20 protein-coding genes are annotated in these 19921 nt (G+C 66.9%); 7 read left to right on the top strand and 13 right to left on the bottom strand.

All coding sequences use genetic code 11. From position 1 onward, the window contains the following. Window positions 1-145: 145 nt before the first annotated feature. The 4 genes from ACODSC_RS02925 to ACODSC_RS02910 form a co-directional block, all read right to left on the bottom strand. The gene (locus ACODSC_RS02925; RefSeq protein WP_488811666.1) at window positions 146-559 is read right to left on the bottom strand and encodes a four-helix bundle copper-binding protein; all 414 of its coding nucleotides are present in this window, start codon (window positions 557-559) and stop codon (window positions 146-148) included. Between the two features lie 291 nt (window positions 560-850). Then, window positions 851-2293, bottom strand: coding sequence for an exonuclease domain-containing protein (locus ACODSC_RS02920; protein WP_488811664.1), 1443 nt, complete (start codon window positions 2291-2293; stop codon window positions 851-853). A 13-nt stretch (window positions 2294-2306) separates the two neighbouring features. After that, window positions 2307-2828, bottom strand: coding sequence for an ImmA/IrrE family metallo-endopeptidase (locus ACODSC_RS02915; protein WP_292029841.1), 522 nt, complete (start codon window positions 2826-2828; stop codon window positions 2307-2309). Further along, window positions 2825-3181 carry a helix-turn-helix transcriptional regulator gene (locus ACODSC_RS02910; RefSeq protein WP_292029838.1) on the bottom strand — a complete coding sequence of 119 codons (357 nt, stop codon included), beginning with the start codon at window positions 3179-3181 and terminating at the stop codon, window positions 2825-2827. Before ACODSC_RS02910 ends, ACODSC_RS02915 begins: the two co-directional genes overlap by 4 nt. A gap of 158 nt (window positions 3182-3339) precedes the next feature. Here ACODSC_RS02910 and ACODSC_RS02905 point away from each other — a divergent pair, with 158 nt between their 5' ends. From ACODSC_RS02905 to ACODSC_RS02885, 5 genes are all read left to right on the top strand, one after another. Then, entirely contained in the window at window positions 3340-3561 is a 222-nt protein-coding gene (locus tag ACODSC_RS02905) for a DUF2188 domain-containing protein (protein WP_488811661.1), read from the top strand. Window positions 3562-3613: 52 nt separating this feature from the next. After that, window positions 3614-4861, top strand: coding sequence for a nucleotidyltransferase domain-containing protein (locus tag ACODSC_RS02900; protein ID WP_488811659.1), 1248 nt, complete (start codon window positions 3614-3616; stop codon window positions 4859-4861). Then, window positions 4858-5301, top strand: coding sequence for a type II CBASS E2 protein (locus ACODSC_RS02895; RefSeq protein ID WP_488811657.1), 444 nt, complete (start codon window positions 4858-4860; stop codon window positions 5299-5301). Before ACODSC_RS02900 ends, ACODSC_RS02895 begins: the two co-directional genes overlap by 4 nt. Beyond that, entirely contained in the window at window positions 5301-6461 is a 1161-nt protein-coding gene (locus ACODSC_RS02890) for an SAVED domain-containing protein (RefSeq protein ID WP_488811655.1), read from the top strand. The genes ACODSC_RS02895 and ACODSC_RS02890 overlap by 1 nt, the downstream gene beginning before the upstream one ends. A gap of 118 nt (window positions 6462-6579) precedes the next feature. Then, on the top strand, window positions 6580-8001 hold the full coding sequence (locus ACODSC_RS02885) for a T6SS phospholipase effector Tle1-like catalytic domain-containing protein (protein ID WP_488811653.1): 1422 nt from the start codon (window positions 6580-6582) through the stop codon (window positions 7999-8001). 214 nt (window positions 8002-8215) lie between these two features. Here ACODSC_RS02885 and ACODSC_RS02880 read toward each other — a convergent pair whose 3' ends face one another. Next, window positions 8216-10252, bottom strand: coding sequence for a ParB/RepB/Spo0J family partition protein (locus ACODSC_RS02880; RefSeq protein WP_404419579.1), 2037 nt, complete (start codon window positions 10250-10252; stop codon window positions 8216-8218). Window positions 10253-10608: 356 nt separating this feature from the next. Between ACODSC_RS02880 and ACODSC_RS02875 the strand changes: the two genes are divergently transcribed. Then, on the top strand, window positions 10609-12345 hold the full coding sequence (locus ACODSC_RS02875; protein ID WP_488811651.1) for a DUF6119 family protein: 1737 nt from the start codon (window positions 10609-10611) through the stop codon (window positions 12343-12345). A gap of 39 nt (window positions 12346-12384) precedes the next feature. Here ACODSC_RS02875 and ACODSC_RS02870 read toward each other — a convergent pair whose 3' ends face one another. Next, window positions 12385-12852, bottom strand: a complete 468-nt coding sequence (locus ACODSC_RS02870; protein ID WP_488811649.1) for an alpha-ketoglutarate-dependent dioxygenase AlkB — start codon at window positions 12850-12852, stop codon at window positions 12385-12387. A gap of 110 nt (window positions 12853-12962) precedes the next feature. Then, window positions 12963-14039, bottom strand: a complete 1077-nt coding sequence (gene dinB, locus ACODSC_RS02865; protein ID WP_488811647.1) for a DNA polymerase IV — start codon at window positions 14037-14039, stop codon at window positions 12963-12965. 163 nt (window positions 14040-14202) lie between these two features. On the opposite strand from dinB, the gene ACODSC_RS02860 reads away from it, so the two are divergent. Beyond that, window positions 14203-14658: a DUF411 domain-containing protein gene (locus ACODSC_RS02860; RefSeq protein WP_488811645.1), complete on the top strand. Its 456-nt coding sequence runs from the start codon at window positions 14203-14205 to the stop codon at window positions 14656-14658. Between the two features lie 52 nt (window positions 14659-14710). Here the strand turns inward: ACODSC_RS02860 and ACODSC_RS02855 are convergent, their stop codons facing one another. The 6 genes from ACODSC_RS02855 to ACODSC_RS02830 are packed head-to-tail and all read right to left on the bottom strand — an operon-like array spanning window position 14711 to window position 19894. Next, on the bottom strand, window positions 14711-15994 hold the full coding sequence (locus ACODSC_RS02855) for an acyltransferase family protein (protein WP_488811643.1): 1284 nt from the start codon (window positions 15992-15994) through the stop codon (window positions 14711-14713). Next, window positions 15995-16414 carry a hypothetical protein gene (locus ACODSC_RS02850; RefSeq protein ID WP_488811641.1) on the bottom strand — a complete coding sequence of 140 codons (420 nt, stop codon included), beginning with the start codon at window positions 16412-16414 and terminating at the stop codon, window positions 15995-15997. It lies immediately after the preceding gene. Window positions 16415-16418: 4 nt separating this feature from the next. Next, window positions 16419-16862 (bottom strand): CopM family metallochaperone, encoded by a 444-nt coding sequence (copM, locus tag ACODSC_RS02845; protein ID WP_488811639.1) that lies wholly within the window; start codon window positions 16860-16862, stop codon window positions 16419-16421. Then, the gene (locus ACODSC_RS02840; protein WP_488811637.1) at window positions 16859-18946 is read right to left on the bottom strand and encodes a heavy metal translocating P-type ATPase; all 2088 of its coding nucleotides are present in this window, start codon (window positions 18944-18946) and stop codon (window positions 16859-16861) included. The genes copM and ACODSC_RS02840 overlap by 4 nt, the downstream gene beginning before the upstream one ends. Continuing rightward, window positions 18943-19545 carry a cation efflux transmembrane domain-containing protein gene (locus tag ACODSC_RS02835; protein ID WP_488811636.1) on the bottom strand — a complete coding sequence of 201 codons (603 nt, stop codon included), beginning with the start codon at window positions 19543-19545 and terminating at the stop codon, window positions 18943-18945. The genes ACODSC_RS02840 and ACODSC_RS02835 overlap by 4 nt, the downstream gene beginning before the upstream one ends. A gap of 10 nt (window positions 19546-19555) precedes the next feature. Beyond that, complete coding sequence (locus ACODSC_RS02830) at window positions 19556-19894, bottom strand: DUF190 domain-containing protein (RefSeq protein ID WP_488811634.1); 339 nt, start codon at window positions 19892-19894, stop codon at window positions 19556-19558. Between the last annotated feature and the right edge of the window lie 27 nt (window positions 19895-19921).

Raw genomic sequence — 19921 nt, 5'->3', positions numbered from 1 at the left:
CTAGCGGGCGTTGCGTACAGAGGTCCATCGACAAGACGACGCATCATGATCGTGCGCTTGTTGAGATCACCGGCCCGGGCGAGGGTGCTTGGGCGACGGACATCGTCCAGCACTGTCGGGCCAAGCCTTGGCGACGACGTTCGCCTCAGTGGCGCGAAGGCGTGATCGAGGCCTCGGCGTCCCGGCAGGCGCCTTCGCAGCGGCGGCATTCATCGGCGCAGATGCGGCAATGCTCGTGCATCTCCGCGTGCTTCTCGCATTCGACAGCGCAATCGGCGCAGGCCTCGGCGCAGGTTTGGAGCATGCGCTTGATCAAGGCCTCGTTGCTGCCGGCGCGCCGCGCGGCGAGGCCTGCCGTGGCCAAGCAGACATCCGCGCAGTCGAGATCGAGGCGGATGCACTGGGTCAGATCCCTCACCATCTCCTCGGAGAGGCAGGCGTCGGCGCAGATGCGGCACACGGCGGCGCAGCCGTAGGCCGCCTCTATCGCGCGAACGAGGCTGTCATTGACGCTGCCGCGCACGTCGGGGTGGGTGCTGATCATCGGTTGGATTTGCATTGGGGGCTCCTCGGGTGATTGGAATCCAACCCGGGCGGCGTGGCGATGTTCCGAACGGTGGAGCCTGCGGCGTCTTCACGCCAGAACAGTCGCCTTCCGGCCTTCGCGGCGGACAGCCGGCGGGAAGCCCGGAAGGCGCCAGCAGCGGACATTCGCTCGCGGTCAGACAGCGGACGTTGAGGGGCGTACCCATCAGTTGCCGATCGCTTGGAGATCGCCGCGAGTGGGTGACCCAATCCAGGCCTAAAGTTGCCGAAGATTGCCGCGGAGGGGGCTTGTTGCGGGCAAGCGTTAGGAGGGCACAGCGTTCGAGGTCTGGGTTTCAAGCCTCTTACGACGAAACGCCGTGACTCTTTCGATTCGATCGAGAAGCCAGTTTTTGTAGCCCTCTAGCAGCTTGCGAGTGGGCTCCTCGGTTGCCGCAGCGAGCAATCTGTTCGTCTCGGCCAGCGCGGCGGTCAGTGTCAGCCCGCCGGATTCGTCCTCGATCAGACGATCCGTGAGCGCACGCTCCGCCTCCGCGGCAAGGGCCTCCGGAAGAACGGCGCGATTCCCGAGATAGATTAGCCGGAGGCCAAACACACGCAGCCGGTCGTCGTCAAAATGCTCGACGAGCCTGACAGCCTCAGCCCACCCCACTTCATGGAAGTCGTCACGCCGGAGTTCATCGGCCGCCCCCGGGAAGCCGTCATGGGTGCGACGCTCGGGATGAGGGGATCGTTCGTAAGGGGTCCGCCCGGCCGCCCAGGCGGCAACGATCCGGGCGCAAAGGGCGGCATCGTCCTTCACACGACGGGCGACGGTCTCAAGGTCGTCTACGGTTCGCCCGTTGAGCAGGGCGTCAGGCACGTCATAGAGGGGCGTCAGAACCGGCCCTGCATTAATGCGGAGCCGACGGACAGGTCCGGCCTTCTCAGCGAGAACCTCTTTCAAGGCTTCATCGGACAGGGCGACAAGCCCGTCGAGGTCAATATCGAGACGGAGACAGAGCCTGCCATTGGCGGCCTGCTCAGGGTCCGCGCCGACCAAAACCACGGGCGACGGGTAGGGTTCGTTGCCGTAGAACTCGGTCAGCAGGAACCCATCCTCGGAGGCGACGAACTGGGCGACGGCCGCCTTATTCGAGAAACGCACAAAGCGCTGCCAGACATCCGGCGCGCCGTCCTTCACCATGCGGCATAGAGCCAGAGTCGCGCCGACATCGGCCATCGCGTCGTGCGCCATCGCGTGGTCAAGATCGTTTGCCGCCGCCAACGCCTCGAGGCGGAACGTCAGGCGGCCTTCCGAACCGAGAGGAACGACGAGACAGCTCGGCGTATCGGCGACCGCCGCCATGACCAGGCCGAGCGCGTCGCCCCGACAGTTGTTGTTCCGGCTGGTCAGATAGGGATCGTGGAGGGTCTGGAAGAGGGCGTGGCGGATCATCTCTTCGTCGAACCGGATCGAGTTGAAGCCCACGACGATCGAGGGCGTCCAGTCCAGGAGCTTCGCGCGGACCTGACGCATCATCTCGTAGTGGGTCGGCAGACCCGGATCGGTCAGCCGCGATATCGGAATGCCATTGGTGGTTACGGCCGCGGGATGAGGAACGATGTGCACCATCAGCCGGCATCGCGCCTCGAAGCGATCGATTTCGTTCAGATCGTTGTCGGTCCGGATCGCTGCGAAGTGGACGATCTGGTCGAAGCCCTTTTGGAGGCCCGTCGTCTCGGTATCGAAGAAGACGAAACTCACCTCAGGCTCCGGTCTAGAGGCCGCTAGCCAAGCGGTACCGCATCGCGGAGGCGCTCACTCGGAACTTCCGGGCCAAGGCCTCGACGGCGTTGTCGTCATCCATGTCTATGCCGCCGCCGTCGAGCGCGGCTCTCAGCAGATCCCGTGGCATCAACAGTTCGGCCGCGAAGGCGTTCGCCTGAATTTCGACATCGTCCGTACCCTGTGCGGACACCTCGTCCCGGAACAGCACCCGCAGACCGCTGTCGACGTGAACGGCCTTCTCGATGAGAGGCGCATGAAGCTCGTGGTGGGCCAACTCGTGCGCCGCCGAAAAGCGCTGGCGGTTGGGATGATGCAGGGCATTCACCCCAATAATGCCCACCCCGTCCTTGATGTAGGCCATGCCCGAAAGGGCCTCGTCCAACGGCGCATACTGGAGCGCGATGTTGCGCGCCTTGATGATCCGCTCGATCGGCACGGGCGCGCTTTTGACGCCAAAGTCGGCAAGAACCGCGCGTGCCTTCTCCCGAGCCTGCTCTACCGTGACGGTCACGACCCTACCTTCTGGCCGCGCTGTCCCATGGCGCTCGCGATCATGTCGGTGATCTGGGCGCGTGTCTGGGAGGTGACCGCGACCGTGTCGTCCCACCTGATCACTTCAAGATCATCATGACGGATGGGGCGAACAGGGGCCGGTAGGATGTCAGCCAGCTTGGCCACGGCGAGCGCCGACGCGAGGCTGTAGACATGATGAAGCAGAACATTTTGGCGGCCACTCTCAATGTTGGCGATGGAGGCGCGCGACATCCCCACTCGCGCGGCCAGCTTGGCCTGGGTGAGATCCAGCTCCCGGCGCCGCGCAGCGACCGATCGCCCGAACGCCTTATAGATCTCATCATCCGACATGCGTGCATGTTTGCGTTGCGCCCGGCCAGCCTGTCAATGCCATGCACAAATGTGTGTATGACAAACATAAGGATGTGCTTATTTGACAGCACGGCCGTTCTCGGCGTTAATCATTCCAACGATGAGGGATAGGCCCGAGTCGTCTTGAGGAGCCAAAAATGTCGAAACGCATCCACGTCGTCCCGCATGGATCGGAATGGGCGGCCCGCCGCGAAGGCGCTTCCCGCGTCGGTTCGGTGCATTCCACCCAGGCGCAAGCTGAAGCCGCCGCCCGCTCCACCGCCAGCCGCGAACGCGGTGAAGTCATCATCCACCGTCCCGACGGTCGTATCCGCGACGCCAACTCCTACGGCTCCGATCCCTTCCCCCCGAAGGGCTGATTCAACCCGGACGCCGCAGGGCGGCGTTCCCTTCCGAAAGACCCCACTCTCGATGTCTGCTCCGACGCCCTTCCGGGATTTCCGCACCGTTGATCCCTTCGCCGATCCGCTCGACGCCCTGCTGGCCGAGATCGCCATCAACATCCAGTTGCCGCCCGGGCTCCACGCCAAAGCCGGCGACCGCTATGCTTCTGTGCGCGCTTTCATCGAACGTCCCGGCAGTCCGCTTCATGGACGGGTGCGGGCCTTCTATCCGCAAGGATCCATGGCGATCGACGCCACCATCTCCACGCGCGGCACCGACGACGAGTACGACATCGACATCATCTGCGAGATCGACGGGGCCGGCGAAACTGCCGCCCACCTGATGGACCTGCTGGAAGCGGCGCTCGCCGGCTATCCGCAGGTTCGCATCAAGCGTCAGACCCGCTGCATGACCCTCTACTACGCCGACGGCATGCATCTGGACATCACCCCCTCCCGGCGCGCGGCGCCGGCCGAGAAGGTGAGCGAGATCGTGCACCACAAGTCGGACAGCGCCGACCCCGGCCGCTATGTCCTCATGAACGCGTGGGGCTTCCTCGACTGGTACCGGGACCGCACGCCGACCGAAGACCGCTTCGCCCTCGCTATGAACAGCCGGTTTTACGAGGACGCCGGCATCGCCTTCGCCGCCGCGGATGTGGACGAGGTTCCGCCCCAGACCCCTCTGGTCATCAAGAACGTGGCGACGGTGGCGCAGCAACTCCTCAAGCGCCACCGCAACATCGCCTATGCCAACGCCGATGGCCGTATCCCGCCTTCCGTCGTCATCTCGTGCCACGCGGGCAAGGCGGCCGTTCCGGGCCTCGGCCTAGCCGACATGCTGATCCGTCAGGCGCGCTGGACGGCCCGGGCGATCGAGGAGGCCGACCGCGCCCAACGCCTGATCGCGGTCCCCAACCCCGTGCTCGAGCTCGAAAAGTTCACCGACCGCTGGCCCGAGACCCACGCCCAGCAGCGGACTTACGCCGGCCTGCTCAACACCCTCGCCGACGGTCTTGAGGCCGCGCGGCGCAATGTCGAACTGGAAGATCTCCAGGCCTGGCTGCGCAAGCAGTTCGGCGAGCGCGTCGTCACCCGGTCGGTCGTCGCCTTCAACGAGCGTCTCGGTCGCCAGGTGAAAAGCCAGCAGCACGGCTATACCCGCAACGGCGGCCTGTTCACGCCGGCGGCGCCCGCGATCATCGGGGTCGCCGCCGGCCTGTCGCCGGTCCGCGCCGTGGCTCACACCAATATGGGGGAGCGCCGCCCGTCGTGACCCGCACCATCGAGACCCAGATCGCCGACATGGCGCGGCTCTGGCCCCAGCTGGCGCTGGCGGCCAGGGCCGGAAATCGCGCCGTCTGGCAGGGCCCGTTGAAGCCCCTGCTCCAGACCTTCCAGGTTCGAATTGTCTACAGGGCGCCCCTCGTCATCGAACGCCCCGACGTGCGCAACACGCAGCCTGAGGTCACCGTTCTGACGCCGCCGCTCCGCCGCCGGCCCGGCGACGCGGAAGGTGCACTGCCCCACGTCTACTACCGGTCGGACGGCTCGGTCGTCCTTTGCATGCTCGACCCCGAGGCCGACGACTGGTCTCCTGCGGACAGTCTGGCCGAGACGACCGTCCCCTGGATCATCGAATGGCTGGCCGCATACGAGGGCTGGCGCGCCACCGGACACTGGACGGCGAGCGGTCGGCATGTGGAGGCCGCGTGATGGCGAAGACCACCATCCCCAACAAGGTCGCCAACGCCCTGTGGGCCCGCGCGGGCGGTTGCTGCCAATACCGGGGCTGTTCCGAATACCTCGTCGGCGACCTGATCGCGGGCCGTGAAGACGGGACCTTCGGCTTCCTTGCCCATATCGTGGCGGACAGTCCGGACGGTCCGCGCGGCGATGAGGTGCGGTCCGCTCTGCTGGCCAAGCGCTTGGACAACCTGATGCTGATGTGCGCGCGTCACCACAAGCTCATCGACGTGGATGCGCCCGACGATCACCCCGAGACCCTGCTGCTGGAGATGAAGGCCGAGCACGAGCGCCGTATCGTCCGAAACGTCGCCATCCGGCCGGACCTGGCCTCCCATGTGGTGCGGTTTTCGGCGAGGATTGCCGAGAACCCAGCCTTGGTGTCCACGCGAGAGATCTTCGACGCCATGCGGCCGCACAGGCATCCGGCGTCCGGCGAAACGATCGACCTGGAACTGGTGGGCGCGACCTTCAGAGACGACGAGCCGATTTACTGGGATACGCAGCGCCTCAACCTCGGCCGCCAGTTCGAGACGGCGATCCGGAACCGGATCGAACGGCAGGACATCCGCCATCTCAGCGTCTTCGCGCTCGCGCCCCAGCCCCTGCTGATCGAACTCGGACGCCTGCTCGGCGACATCGTCCCCGCCGCCATCCACCAGCGTCATCGTGAACCCGCTACATGGGCGTGGCAGGACGACCAGCCAGCGCTCGTCCTGAACGTCGGCGAACATGCGTCCGGCGCGGGTCCAATCGCGCTCAAGCTGGCCGTCAGCGCCGACGTCGACGACGCTCGGATTCGCGCTGTTTTGGGCGACGACACCGCGATCTGGTCAATTACCGCGACCGGCGCCCATAACGACATCCTGCGACGGCCGGAGGATCAGGCGAACTATCGCCGCCTTCTTCGCGGGCTGTTCAACCGGATCAAGGCGGTGCACGGCCAATCGACCCCGATCCACGTTTTTCCGGTGTTGCCAGCGTCGCTGGCGGTTGAGACCGGCCGGGTATGGATGCCGAAGGCAGACGCCCCCCTGCGTCTCTACGACCAGAACGGCGCCTCAGGTTTCGCCCACGCCTTTGACATCGGCCATGTCCCGACCGGTGCGCGGGAGATCGAGGCTGCATGACAAATCTGGGGGGACGACACACGTCCGCGACGCAGTTCTTTCGCCGTGATCGACCGGGCCACAGATCACCTTTGCTAGAAACCTTGGGCCGTGACGACGCGCCTCAGTGGAGACCATCTTGAAACGCCTGATCTTCTGCTTCGACGGTACCGGAAACACCTTGGACCGACCGCACGCAACCAACGTCGCAATTACCGCGTCGGCGGTTAAGAACACCCACAAGGGCGTCTCCCAGGTCGTCTACTACGACGAAGGTGTCGGCACAGGGAGCTGGCGCGACAAGCTCGTCGGCGGCGCGACTGGTAAGGGCCTGTTTCAGCGCATTGTTGAGGGCTACAAATTTCTTGTCTTCAACTACGAGCCCGGCGATGAGATTTTCATCTTCGGCTTTTCACGGGGCGCCTACACGGCCCGGTCGTTCGCCGGTCTGCTGCAGCACGTCGGCGTCGTGAACAGCTGTTTCGCCGACAAGATCCACGTAGCGGCCTCGCTTTACGAGCGGCGGGAGAAAAAGGACGCCATCGAGGAGCTAGACGAGATCAATCGCTTCCGGGTCCAGTTCTCGCCCGACTTGTGCGCGAGCGAACAGGATCGAGACTGGCGCGCCCGATTTCACGACGCGGCCGGGGCGGCGCAGCTGCCCGTGCTGAACATTCGCTACATCGGCGTCTGGGACACCGTGAAGACCATCGGCGATCCCATGCTCGGCGACGACGACGGCGATGGAGAGTACGACGCCGCCGAGTTCCATGATGATCGCCTCCATCCGTCGGTCGAGGCGGCCCGGCACGCGGTAGCGGTGGACGAGCGGCGCAAGAAATTCGACGTGACGCTCTGGGAAAACGTCGACGAGCTGAATACTGCCAGAGGCGCTCCGGTCGACGATCCGAACCGTCCCTACCAGCAGCAGTGGTTCCCGGGCGACCATGGCTCGGTGGGCGGCGGCGGCGAAATCCGGGGTCTCTCGGATGAGGCGCTGGAGTGGATTTGGGAAGGCGCCAAGCTACAGGGTCTCGGAATCGATATCTCTCCCTATTCAAAGGTTTGGGGTATTCGGCCCGACGTCCTCGCGCCGACCAGCAACGCCGATCCAAAGAACAAGACCTGGGATATCGCATCCGTAGTCATGCGGAATCTGCCCAAGCATGATCGCAAAGGTCCCCAGACCATCCATGAGGTGTCTAGGGCGGCGATCGTCCGATGGGCGGCGCCCGCGGACCACGCGCGTGACATCTGGCGGCCGAAGCCCCTGGAGCCGCTGGCAGCGGAGATGCAGCGGGAGGCCTCCGACTATGAGGCGTGGGAGTTCATTTCACGGGGCGGCTTCCGTGGCGATGAGCTTCCCGAGGCCGTGGATGGCGAGGGCCGGCCCCTTCGTCGTCACACCGTGACGGCTGGGACGCGGAGCCTGGCCGATATCGCCGAGCGCGAGCTCGGCAACGCGAAACGCGCCAAAGATATCGTCCGGATCAACCGCACAACAATTCTTGATGCTGATCGCTTCTATGCCGATCAGATCATCAATCTGCCCGTAGCTTGATCCAGCCGTAGCAGCGATGAGGCCTCAGCCGGCGAGACCTTTTTGCTGCGTCAGCGACGAGTCAGATCCGATTCGATCGCGCGACGCTTGCGATCGTGCTGAGAGCAGACCCCCCGACCGTCCGCTTTGAGTCACCAGCCGCCACCCAAGCGCACAAAAAGCCGCGCGCCCCCAAAGGGCGCGCGGCGAGTTTTTCCTCAATCCGGCGCGGCGGCTATTCGGCCGCGAACGCGTAGGCGTCGGCGTCGGGCGGCGTCACGGCTTCGGCCGCCTCGCCCTCGTCGTCTTCCTCCGGCGCCCCGGCCACGGCCGTCCGCAGGACAACTGGCAGCCATCCCTTGCCCTCGACCAGCCTCTCCGCCGCCTCGGCCATGTCGGCCTTCTTGAACCCGGCGATCCGGCCCGCTTCCACCGCGTTGACGGCCTCCGTCACCGCCTCCAGCACCCGCGCCTTGGACACGCGCGAGAAGTAACTGGCCGCCGTCGCCGACCACGTCCCGGTCATGTCGAGGCCGACCGCCGCCGCCAGCGTCTCCGCCTGCGCGAGGGCGCCGGGACGCCGGTCGTGCGGGTCACGCACGGCGTAGAGGCCGACCCCGGCGCAGCAGGCCATCAGGTCCAGTTGCTCGGACGGCGCCAGACCGGCGACCACGCCCCACAGGTCTCCGGCCCGCTCGGGCAGGCGCGCGCCCCACGCCTCGCACCGGTCGCGAACCCGGCGACCGGCGGGACCGTCCTCCACCCCCGGCGCCAGCCGCTCCAGTCCGCTGACCGTCATCCGAAGCTGCAGCGGCGTCCAGACGCCGTAGGTCGGATAGAAGACCTGCAGGGCCAAGGCGTGGACCACGGTCGCCAGCGCCGCCCCCGCATCGGCCTGCACCGCGTCGCGCAGGCCCATGGTTCTGTGGGCCGTCAGGTCGATGACCAGCCGGTCCGAGAGGGCCGCGCCCGCCTCCTCCGGCTCGGCCCGGCTCCGGTCCGTCTCCTGCCCGGCCCCGGTCCCGACGTCCTCGGCTGCTCCGTCCTCGAAGGGCGGCGGCGGTTCGGCGACCGCCACCGCGTCCTCGGCCCTCACCAGCCCGCGCTCGAAGCGGGCCAGACCGTCGTGGCCGAGCAGGACCACGATCCCGGCCCGCGCCCTGGCCTCGGGCGTGTAGTCGAAGTCCGGGCCGAAGGCCTGCAAGGCCTTGTCGATCTCCTCCAGCCGGGCGTCCACTCCGGGCGGCAGCATCTCCGCCGCGTCTGTTTCCGAAACCAGACGGTCGTATTCCTCCGACAGGGCCGCGATGACGGCGGCGTCCGCCTCCGACCGTTCCACAGCCACCGGATAGACCCGACCGAACCCGGACATGTCCGGATACTCCAGACTCGCCTCGGCCCATTTCCAGCCTTCCCGCTCGCGCGCCTCGTCGGCCAGCCCCGCCAGCTTTTCGCCGACCAGCCGGTCCAGCAGCGCCACGTCCTCCAGCCAGCCGCCGCCGTCCTCGGTGAAAAGGTCGCGCAGGATTCCGCCGCCTTCGGCCTCATAGGCCTCGACGCCGACGAAGCGCACCCGCCGGTCATCGACCCGGACCTTGGCCTCGGTCATGGCGCGGCGGATGGCGTAGGCCGGGGTGTGCGGCCCGACCTGCTCCAGCACCTGCCGTTGCCGCTCCCGGTCCTCGCTGACGCAGAAGGCCGTCAACTGGTCGAGCGCCAGCGTCCCGTCCCGATAGGCCGCCATCAATTCCGGCGCCGCCGACCCGAGCCGCAGCCGCTGGCGCACGACGTGGGCCGACACCCCGAACCGGGCGCCGATTTCCTCGGGGCCGTAGCCCTTCTCCACGGCCAGCCGCTGGAAGGCCTCGAACTGGTCGGCGGGATGCATGGCCTCGCGGGTCATGTTCTCGTCCAGACTGATTTCGTGGGCGTCGTTCTCGGCGTCCACGATGACGCGCACCGGATGGGTGCGCTTGATCGCCTTGCGCTTGGCCAGCAGCCGCAGCCCCTGACGGCGTCCCTCGCCGATGGTGACGAGGTAGTTCCCGGTCGGGGCGCCCTCCCCGTCCCGCTCGACCTCGACCACGGGCGGCTGCAACACCCCCTTGGCCCTGATGGAGGCCGCGAAGGCCTCGATGGTCGTCGCGTTGTGCGGGGTCTTCCTCGCATTCTTCGGCGAGGCCTTGAGCCGGTTCAGCGGCACGATCAGTTCCGCGCCGTGCTGCGGCGCGGTCGCCTCGGTCGCGGCGGTTTCGATGGATTGAGCAGTCATGTCTGCCTCCTTTGGGCATGGGTTGCAGGCACGCGAACTGCGCGCCTGAAACCCTGCCCGTCGGCGAGACCGGGGTAGCAAGGGCCAGGGCGGACCGGCCGGAGGGGGATCGCCCGACCTGCACAAGCCTGACCCTGATGACGATCGTGACGGTCGTGACCGGCGCGGAAGGTCGGGGAGACCGGCCGGTCCGGCGGGGCAGCCGCTCCACCCTGGCCCGCGCGAGGGCGGAGCCCTTAGCGCTTGCTGTCATCAGGGAGATCACCAGGACAGGCTGGAGCGCGCAGAAGTTCGTCACCCTGGGTTTTGACAGATCGCGGAGCCCTGTTACCTAGAGTTGCTGGGGAGGACGGAGGATGGCCCAAGACGAGACGGAGATCGCCCAGATCTCGTTCTATCTCTCCAAGGAGGGACGGGACTTCTCGACCGTGTTCGACCCTGAACAGAATGTCCTGGCCAAGGGTTCGACCAAGTCCTTCGACTTCGATGTCGAAGGCGCGTCGTGCCGGTTCCTCTATTTCGAGACCACCACACAACGGAAGAACCCGCCCTGGCTTGATTTCGCTAACGACAAGCTGCCTGAAGACAAACAAATCGCGTTCAAGGCCACCAGCACCAACCCCAACGGCATCTTGCTGATCCTAATGGGCGAAAGGGTCTTTGCCGCTTCATTCGGGCGTAGCGCGGCCAGCTACCTCGACCAGAGGGCGTTCGAGTCTGACTTCGGCATCAAGACCGCCATGAACATGTGTGGCAATGAGGAAATCCGTCAGACCAAGAGCCAGAGCAATACGGTCACGCCGACGCAGATCGATCGCCAGGTGAACAAGCCCGCGGACTCCTTCGCCTTTGGGCTCAGCGAAGCCGAGGACCTCCGCTACATCTCCGCCCATATGAAGGGCGACAAGAACGTCACCCTACAGGGCCGTGACAGCCTGACCATCAAGGTCATCGGCGCCAACAAGCTCACCTGGCCGCTGCTCGTCGCCCAGTGCGAGGCGTTCCTCGCCGCCTTCGAATTGAAGGACTACGCGACCCTGTTCCCCAACTACAAGAATTTCTCAGAGGCGACGCCGGAACAGGCCGCTGACCTCGACGCCGTCCTGATCGGTGTCCTTAGAGCGGGCGAGTTGGACAAGATCGGACTGGGCATCCCGGAGTTCCTGGACGACGCGGATTTCGGCTTCACCTATTCGAACCACGCCAAGCGCGCGAACGACGTCTACGCCTACCTGGACCCGAGCCAGCTAAAGGAGCTCAAGCTGGCGACCATCACCAGGGAGAAGCTCATCGCCAAGAAAATCTACGCCTACTCCACCGAGGATGATCGCGTGCTGTCGTCGAAGCGCTGGTCCCTCTACCGCTGCCTGCAGTTCGAGCACGAAATGGAGGGCCGCTATTTCGTCCTGAGCGATGGGCGTTGGTTGCAAATCGATGACGACTTCTACGTCGAGATCACCCAGTTCGTGCGTGATGTGATCCATGAGGAACCCTGCGAGGTCATCTACGCCGGGATCGACATCAGCGACGACGTCGCCAAGATGAACAAGGAAAGCATCTTCAATTCCCGGGTCTGCGAACTACGGACCCAGTGCATCTTGTTCGATCGCGCCAAGCTGAAGATCGGCTTGGGCCGCAAGGACAAGGAGTTCTGCGATATCCTCGATCTCACGGACGCCGGTCGCGTCCGCATCATCCATTGCAAGCCCTACAAGGACTCCTCGTCCCTCAACCACCTCTTCGCCCAGGCCTCGTTCTACTGCGAAGCCTTCCTGCGCGACGAGGTCTTCCTGAAGGAAATCAGGGACCATATCCGGATATCAGCGAGCCCCGCCCGCGCCGCGTATCTCGAATATATCCGCGAAGAGACGGAACACATCGCCGGCGCCGACTACGATGTCTGCCTATGGCTGCTGTACGACCATCGGGCCGCCGTTCCCGAGCGGAGTTCGATACCATTGATGGCGCAGTACGAGCTGAAGCTGATGCACGAGCGCCTGCGCAAAGTCTGGAAGTTCCATGACGTCGTGCTGCGGTTCGTCCCCGTCAAGACCACGAACTACAAGACATCGAGGCTGCCAAAGGCGGCTTGAGCTCGTGGTAGCCGGATCGAATTATCGCTCTAAAGCGTCTCACGCCAGCGTCCTGAACGTGATCGAATAGCGCAGCGTGGTCATCGGCGTGATCGAATGCTCCCAGTCCCGGCGCACCTCGCCCGACAGCAGATAGGCCGAGCCCGGCGCCAGCGGCGCGCCGGCTCGCGCCCAACCGGCGCCGCGCTTCTGTCTCAGGCGCATGGTGCAGGGCGACAGCAGCGAGACCCCGAGGATCTGGCCATACACGGGCCGGTCCCTGTGCCAGCCGATCCCGGCGCCGGGTTGGTATTCGTTGACCAGCGCCTGAACGAAGTCCTCCGCCGGCAGACCGGCCCGGTCGGTCAACCGACCCAGCAGGTCCTGCAGGAACGCCGGCCAAGGCTCGGCCGCCTCCAGCGCCTGGCGCGCCAGATCATAGCGCCGCCCGAAGGCGGCGATGCGACGATTACCCAGATAACCGAGGTGCTCGTAGGGTTTGAAGGACAAGGCCTGCAGGGCGCGCACCACCCTCGCCTGCTCGTCCTCTGAGAGAAGATCAGGTCAGTAACGGAACCCGGCCGGGGCGGCGGGCCCGGCGACAACCGGCTCGCCGAAGAGGTCTGCCTGCACGTCCATCAAGCCAGGGCGAGTTGGTCGGACGCCGAGGGCGCCGGCGCCTTGAAGTTGGACAGGCTGACGCCGACCAGGCGGATGCCTTTGGCGGGCGGATAGAGGGAGCGAACCAGCAGGAGGCTGATCTCTTCGAGCCGCTCCCTGGACGTCACCGGTTCGGGGAAGGACCGGCTGCGCGTCGCCTGCTGGAAGTCGGCCCATTTCACTTTCACCGTCACCGTGCGGCCGTAGGCGTCCGACTTCTCGCACCAGCCCCAGACATCGCCCGCCATGGCGATGACGCCCGCCTCGATCGCCGAGGGATCGGTCAGGTCGCTTCCGAAGGTCGTCTCCGATCCGGACGACTTGCGCTCCCGGTTCGGGTTCACCGCACGATGATCCTCACCGCGCGAGATGGCGTAATACCAGGCACCGGACTTGCCGAAATGCTGCTGCAGGAAGGCCAGCGACTGGCGCCGCAGGTCCTCGCCGGTCTCGATGCCCAACCGGCTCATCTTGGCGGCGGTCACCGGCCCGACCCCGTGGAAGCGTTTCACCGGCAGGGTCTCGACGAAGGCCTCGCCTCGTCCGGGCGGGACGACGAACTGGCCGTTGGGCTTGCGCTGGTCCGAGGCCAGCTTGGCCAGGAACTTGTTGTAGGAAATCCCTGCCGACGCCGTCAGGCCGGTCTCCTCCAGGATGCGGGCCCGGATCTCGACGGCGGTCTCCGAGGCGGTCGGCAGGCCGCGCAGGTTGTCGGTGATGTCGAGATAGGCCTCGTCCAGGGACAACGGCTCCACCAGAGGCGTGTAGTCCGCGAAGATCGCCTGGATCTGTTTGGAGACGGCGCGATACACCTCGAACCGGGGCGGGACGAAGACGAGGTCGGGGCACTGGCGCAAGGCCGTGGTCGAGGGCATGGCCGAACGCACGCCGAAGACCCGCGCCTCATAGCTGGCCGCCGCCACGACGCCACGCTGGGCGGCGTACCCCACCGCCACCGGCCGCCCGCGCAAGGCCGGGTCGTCGCGCTGCTCCACCGAGGCGAAGAAGGCGTCCATGTCCACGTGGATGATCTTGCGAACCGGCCCGTCGCTCATATGCCGCTGTACCAAGATCAGAACAGAAAGGGAACACACAGGCCGCGCCTATGTCCCTATCGTCTGCGCCGCCAAGCGCCCCCCTGTGACACCGGGTCGTTTCGCGGCGCGGCGGTCATCGGTCTAGGGTGTCCGTCTTCGCCGCAGCATCCGGATCGCCGCCATGACCCGTCCTTCCCGCCGCGCCCTGCTGGTCGGCCTCTCCCTGACCGCCGTGGCCTGCCCGGCCCTCGCCGCGCCGCCGAAGCGGATGACCGCCTACAAGACCCCCTGGTGCGGCTGCTGCGGCGGGTGGATCGCCCACATGCGTCAGGCCGGCTGGACCGTCGAGGTCGTCGAGCGCGAGGACCTGGCGCCGATCCGGGCCCAGCATGGCATTCCGGACCGGCTGGCCTCCTGCCACACCGCTGTGGTCGGCGCCTACGCCATCGAGGGCCATGTCCCGGCCGGCGACGTCGATCGATTGCTGGCGGAACGCCCGGCCGCCCGGGCGTTGAGCGCGCCCGGCATGCCCGCGGGCTCGCCGGGCATGGAGGCCGCCGGGCGCGAACCCTATACGACTGTCCTGATCCTCAACGACGGCTCCACCCGCGTGTTCGGCCGGCACAACGGCGCCTGACGCCCGACAGGCCGCCGGAGGTCGTCAGGCAACCGGTTCACGGCCGGTCCGCTCAATCCGCTTCGTTCCCTTCCGCCGTCCTGCCGTCGCCGCCATCGGCGCCGCGCGAAAAGTCAGCCTGATGCGGGTGACCGCCATGCTGCGCGCGGTACTCGGCCGGGCTGAGGCCCCTGCCCGTCATATGAAGCTTCGGCCGGGCCGCAGGCGTGACCGGATCAGCCCCGATGCCCATCCGCTCGCGGTTCGACGCGGCCCTGGACGGATTGAGCCAGACCTGCACCGGGCGGTCGAAGCCGTACCGGAAGACCGCCGCCGCCACGAAGGCCCCGACGAATCCGACGGCCCACAGGATCCAGCGAACGCCGGACGACCAAGCCTCCTGGCCCAGAGCGTCGAGTAGGCCGAACCAGACGATGCGGCTCACCTCATTGGTGAGGAACATCGAGAACGACATCAGGGCCAGATGCTCAATCAGCCGTGAGGGAGTGCGTACCGGCACGGCGCCGGCGGCCCAGATAATTACGGTCATCAGGCCCAGCGACAAGAGGCTGAAGGCGCCGAAGGCCTGGCACAGGACGAGCGCGACGGCGGCGGCGACGCCGATCGCTCCGGCCAGGCGCGGCCCGACATAGACCCGCGAGCCGTAGAAGGCTGCCGCGACCCCGAGCAGGAACAGCGGGAGAGCGCGCAGGATGCCGTAGCGCATCGGCAGGCGGTAGATCGGATCGCCGAGCCAGAGCGAGGCGGCGACATCGGCGGCGAGGACCAGGGCCGTCGCGCCGATCACGACGACAACCGGCGGCCAGCGCCACAGGACGCGGCAGATCCACGGCAACAGGAGATAGCAGCCGATCAGGGCCGAGAGGGTCCAGGTCGGGGCGTTCCACCCTTGCCCGCCCGGTACGCCATAGGCCTGGACCAGCAGGACCTGGGCGGGCAGCTGCGACCAGTCGAACCAGCGCGGATTGCTGGGCGCGACCCCCGCCAAGGCGGCGCCGCCGACGATCGCCACGAGGATGAGGCTGACGACGAGGTGGGCCGGGATGACACGCAGCAGCCGCTGACGCGCATAGGCGCGCAGCGACGCCTGACCGGACGCGAACCGGTCGCCGTAGATGCGGGCCAGGACATAGCCGGAGTCGATGATGAAGAAGTCGGTGAGCAGATAGCCGCGCTCGAACACCGGGTGCAGCTGCGGCAGCGGGACCGGCGAGGCCTCGCGGAAATGGTAGAGGATGATCAGCGCCCCAACGATGAAGCGCAGCGCGTCCAGCCAGCCGCCCCGCGCGATTCGGACGGGACGAGGCGACGGCGCAAGCGCGGCAAGCTCCGGCATTCAGGACGGCTCCCGACCGAAGACCACCGCCGGCTTGCGATGTTCGTGGGGGCGGAGATGAATATCGTCCCGAACGACGTAGAGGCTGGCCGTTCCCAGGATCCAGACGAGCGCCAGACCGGCCGTGATCATCACCCCTCCCCGGTCGCGCGGGCCCATCAGCAGGCTGCAGAGGGTCACGCCGGCGAGGATGACGCCATACCCCAGATGAAGGGGCAAGCCGTAGGAGCCAAACAACAGGAAGGCCATGCAGAGCACGAGTCCCCCTGCGATCAGGCTGGCGACGAGCGCGATCACCACATCAAGGACGGGCCGCGGTCTCGGCGGGCGGCTCAGCAACTGCGATCGCCGTCGCTTGCCGTAGCGGCCTTCGCGCCAGCGAATGTCGCGACTCCGGACGGTGAAGCGTTTGCCGGCCATTGACTCAGGGCCTTTCGGCGGGGACCGGGGCGTCCTCGTGGCGGGCGAGCATCACCTTCATCCGGACGATTTCGGCGTCCTGCGCGGCAATGATCTCCTCGGCGAGATTGCGGACGTCCCGGGCCTCCCCGTGCTCGACGGCGATCTTCGCCATGGCGAGGGCGCCTTCATGGTGAGCGATCATGCCGCGCAGGAAGTCGATGTCGGGATCGCCCGTGTTGTCGATGCTCATGGCCGCGTGCATCTGGGCGCTCGCTTCACGATAGGCCGCCGTCGAGGGGCTGTCGGTCGGTCCTCCGGCGTGGCTCGCCCCGGTGTCGATCGGACGGGCGTTCACGGCCGGGCCCCGATCGGGGACGTCGCGGGCCTGCCGCGAGATCATGCCGAAGGCGAAGGCCGACAGGGCGAGAAAGACGGCGATGACGGAGACCCATCCGATCCGTTTCATGTCGATGTCCTCGAGAGCGCCGGAGAGGCCGCAGGGCCCGCCGGGATTGCGGTTGAGACGGCCGTCCGGGCCGGATCGCGGTAGGCGAGCAGTCGGAGGGCGTTGAACACCACCAGCAGGGTCGAGCCTTCGTGGAGCGCGACGGCGGGGCCGATGCCAAGGCCGAGGATGGTCGCCGGCACCAAGAAGGCGACGACGCCGAGGCTCACATAGAGGTTCTGGAGGATGATCCGGCGGGTCTGCCGGCTAAGGCCGACCGTGAACGGCAGCTGCGACAGGTCGTCGGACATCAGGGCGACGTCCGCGGTCTCGAGGGCGACATCGGACCCGGCCGCGCCCATGGCGATGCCGACCGTGGCCGTGGCCATGGCGGGGGCGTCGTTCACGCCGTCGCCCACCATGGCGATCTTTCCGTCCGCGCGGAGTTTCTTGATGGCGTCGACCTTGTCCTCCGGCATGAGATCGCCCCACGCCTCGGTCAGCCCGACCTGCTCCGCGATGGCCTGGGCGGCCTTCTGGTGATCGCCCGAGATCATGATCATGCGCTGGACCCCCAGGGCCCGCAGCGCCGCGAGCGCGGCCCCGGCCGCAGCGCGCGGCGTGTCGAGCAGGCCGATGACACCGAGGTCTCGCGTCCCGCGCCGCACCACCATCAGGGTCCGCCCCTGGTCGCGCAGTTGCGCGACGACGGCCGTCGTTTCGTCGTCGAGACCCGCCACGCCGTCGGCCCCGAACATCTCGGGCTTGCCGATCCAGATCGTCTCGCCGCCGAGTTGGGCCGTCACCCCCTTGCCGGTCAGGCTCTTGAGCTCGGTCGCGGCCACGAGCGCGGTATCGCCCAGCCGTTCGGAGCCGTCGCGGGCGATCGCGTCCGCGAGCGGATGGTCGCTGAGCCGCTCGACGGCGACCGCGGTCGCCAGCAGGTCGGCTTCCGTCGTGCCGCGCACCGGCATGACGTCGGTGATCCGGGGCCGACCCTCGGTCAGGGTGCCGGTCTTGTCGAAGGCGATGGCGTTGAGCGAGCCGAGATTCTCCAACGGCGCGCCGCCCTTGATCAGAACGCCCGCGCGCGCCGCACGGGCGACGCCCGACAGGACCGCGCTCGGGGTGGCGATGGCGAGCGCGCAAGGGCTCGCGGCGACCAAAACGGCCATGGCGCGATAGAAGCTGTCGCGGAACGGCTCATCGACCACGACCCAGGCGAACAACAACACGAAGGCCAAGCCCAAAACGACAGGTACGAAGATGCGCTCGAACCTGTCCGTGAAGCGCTGGGTCGGCGACTTCTGGGTCTCGGCCTCGCTCACCATCCGGACCACCTTGGCCAGGGTGGTGTCGCTCGATTTGCGGGTGGTCTCGATCTCGATCGCACCCGTGCCGTTGATGGTGCCCGCGAACACGAGCGACGCCGATCCGACCTGGGCCGGCCGCTCGCGCGCTGCGGCGGCGTCCGGGACCGGCTGCTTGTCCACCGGCATGCTCTCGCCGGTCACCGGGGCCTGATTGATGCTTGTCGTTCCCACCACGACGAAGCCGTCGGCCGGAAGGCGCTCGTTCGGGCGCACCACAATGGTATCGCCGACCAGCAGATCCTCGACCGGCAGTTCGACGACCTGCCCGTCACGCCGCACATGGGCGGTCCGGGGCGCCAGATCCGCCAAGGCCTCGATCGCCCGTTTGGCCCGCCCCATGGCGTAGTGCTCAAGGGCATGGCCGATGCTGAACAGGAACAGCAAGAGCGCGCCTTCGGCCCAGGCGCCGAGCGCCGCCGCGCCTGCGGCGGCGACGAGCATCAGGGTGTCGATCTCGAACCGCTTCTGCAGAAGGTTCTGGACGGCCTCGCGGACGGTGAAGAAGCCGCCGAACGCGTAGGCGACAAGGTAGAGCGCGAGCGGGATCCAGGTCGGGACGCCCGGCGCGAGCTTCTCCAGCGCGAACCCCACACCCAGAGCAGCGCCCGACGAAAGCGCGAAAATCACCTCGGTGTTGGGACCGAGGATGCCGCCATGGCCGTGATCGTGGCCGTCACCGGGACCGTGGTCTGCGGCCTTGGGCTGCTCTTCGGACGAATGTGTCGACGTCATACGCCGCTCTCCTTGTCGGATTTCGCGCGAGCAGCGTCGCGCAGGATTTCGACGCCGCCCTTGGCGGCGATGGCGGCGACCAGCACCCCGACGACGAGGTCGGGCCATGCCTGGTCCAGCCACATCACCAGTCCTCCGGCGACGAGAATACCGCCGTTCGAGGCGAAGTCGTTGAAGCTGAAGGTTTCGGCCGCCTTCATGTTGACGTCGCCGCTGTTCTGGCGACGGATCAGGTGCAGGCAGATGAGGTTGACGACGGCGGCGACCACGGCCAGCCCCATCATGGTCGGGCCGATCGGCTCGGTTCCGACGAGGAACCGGCGCCCGGCGTCGAGCAGAACGCCGGCGGCGAAGATCAGCAGCATGATTCCGGACAGACGAGCCGCGCCCCGTTTCCACGACCCGGCCCGACCGATCGCCAGGAAGCTGATCAGATAGACGGCGGCGTCGGATGCATTGTCGACGGCGTTGGCCAGCAAGGCGCTGGAATCGGCGGTGACGCCGCCGACGCCCAGCGCACCCGCCAGCCCGGCGTTGAGCGCGAGGACCGTCAACAACGTGACACGCTGCTGACGGTCGGTTTGATCGCGAGCCGTCAAAACCGCTCTCCTAGTCGGCGTCCGCCGGAGCGGGGTTTGGCCAACGCAGGACCTCGACCGCCTCAAGCGTGACCGGACCGAGGTGTTCGAGATCGGAGAGGGTTTCGAGGAAACCCCTCAGCTTGGACTCATGATCGAGCAGTTCCAGGATGAGGGATTGGTCGTCGTCGAGGACGTGACGGCGATGCAGGTGCGGGGTGTGGCCGAAGCCGACGAGGGCCTGCAGCACGGTCGCGCCGGCCAGACCGGCGGACCGGGCCCGCTCGGCCACGATCTCGAAGACCTTGCGATCGCCGAAATAGGCGGCCTCGTCGGTGTAGATGCGCATCAGTTTGATGGGGTCGGACATGATCGCCTCCTGAAAGGAAGATCCCCG

Source organism: Brevundimonas sp. FG128, assembly GCF_057809775.1.
The sequence above is the reverse complement of the archived record's forward strand: the minus strand, read 5'-3'. Positions and strand labels throughout refer to the sequence as shown.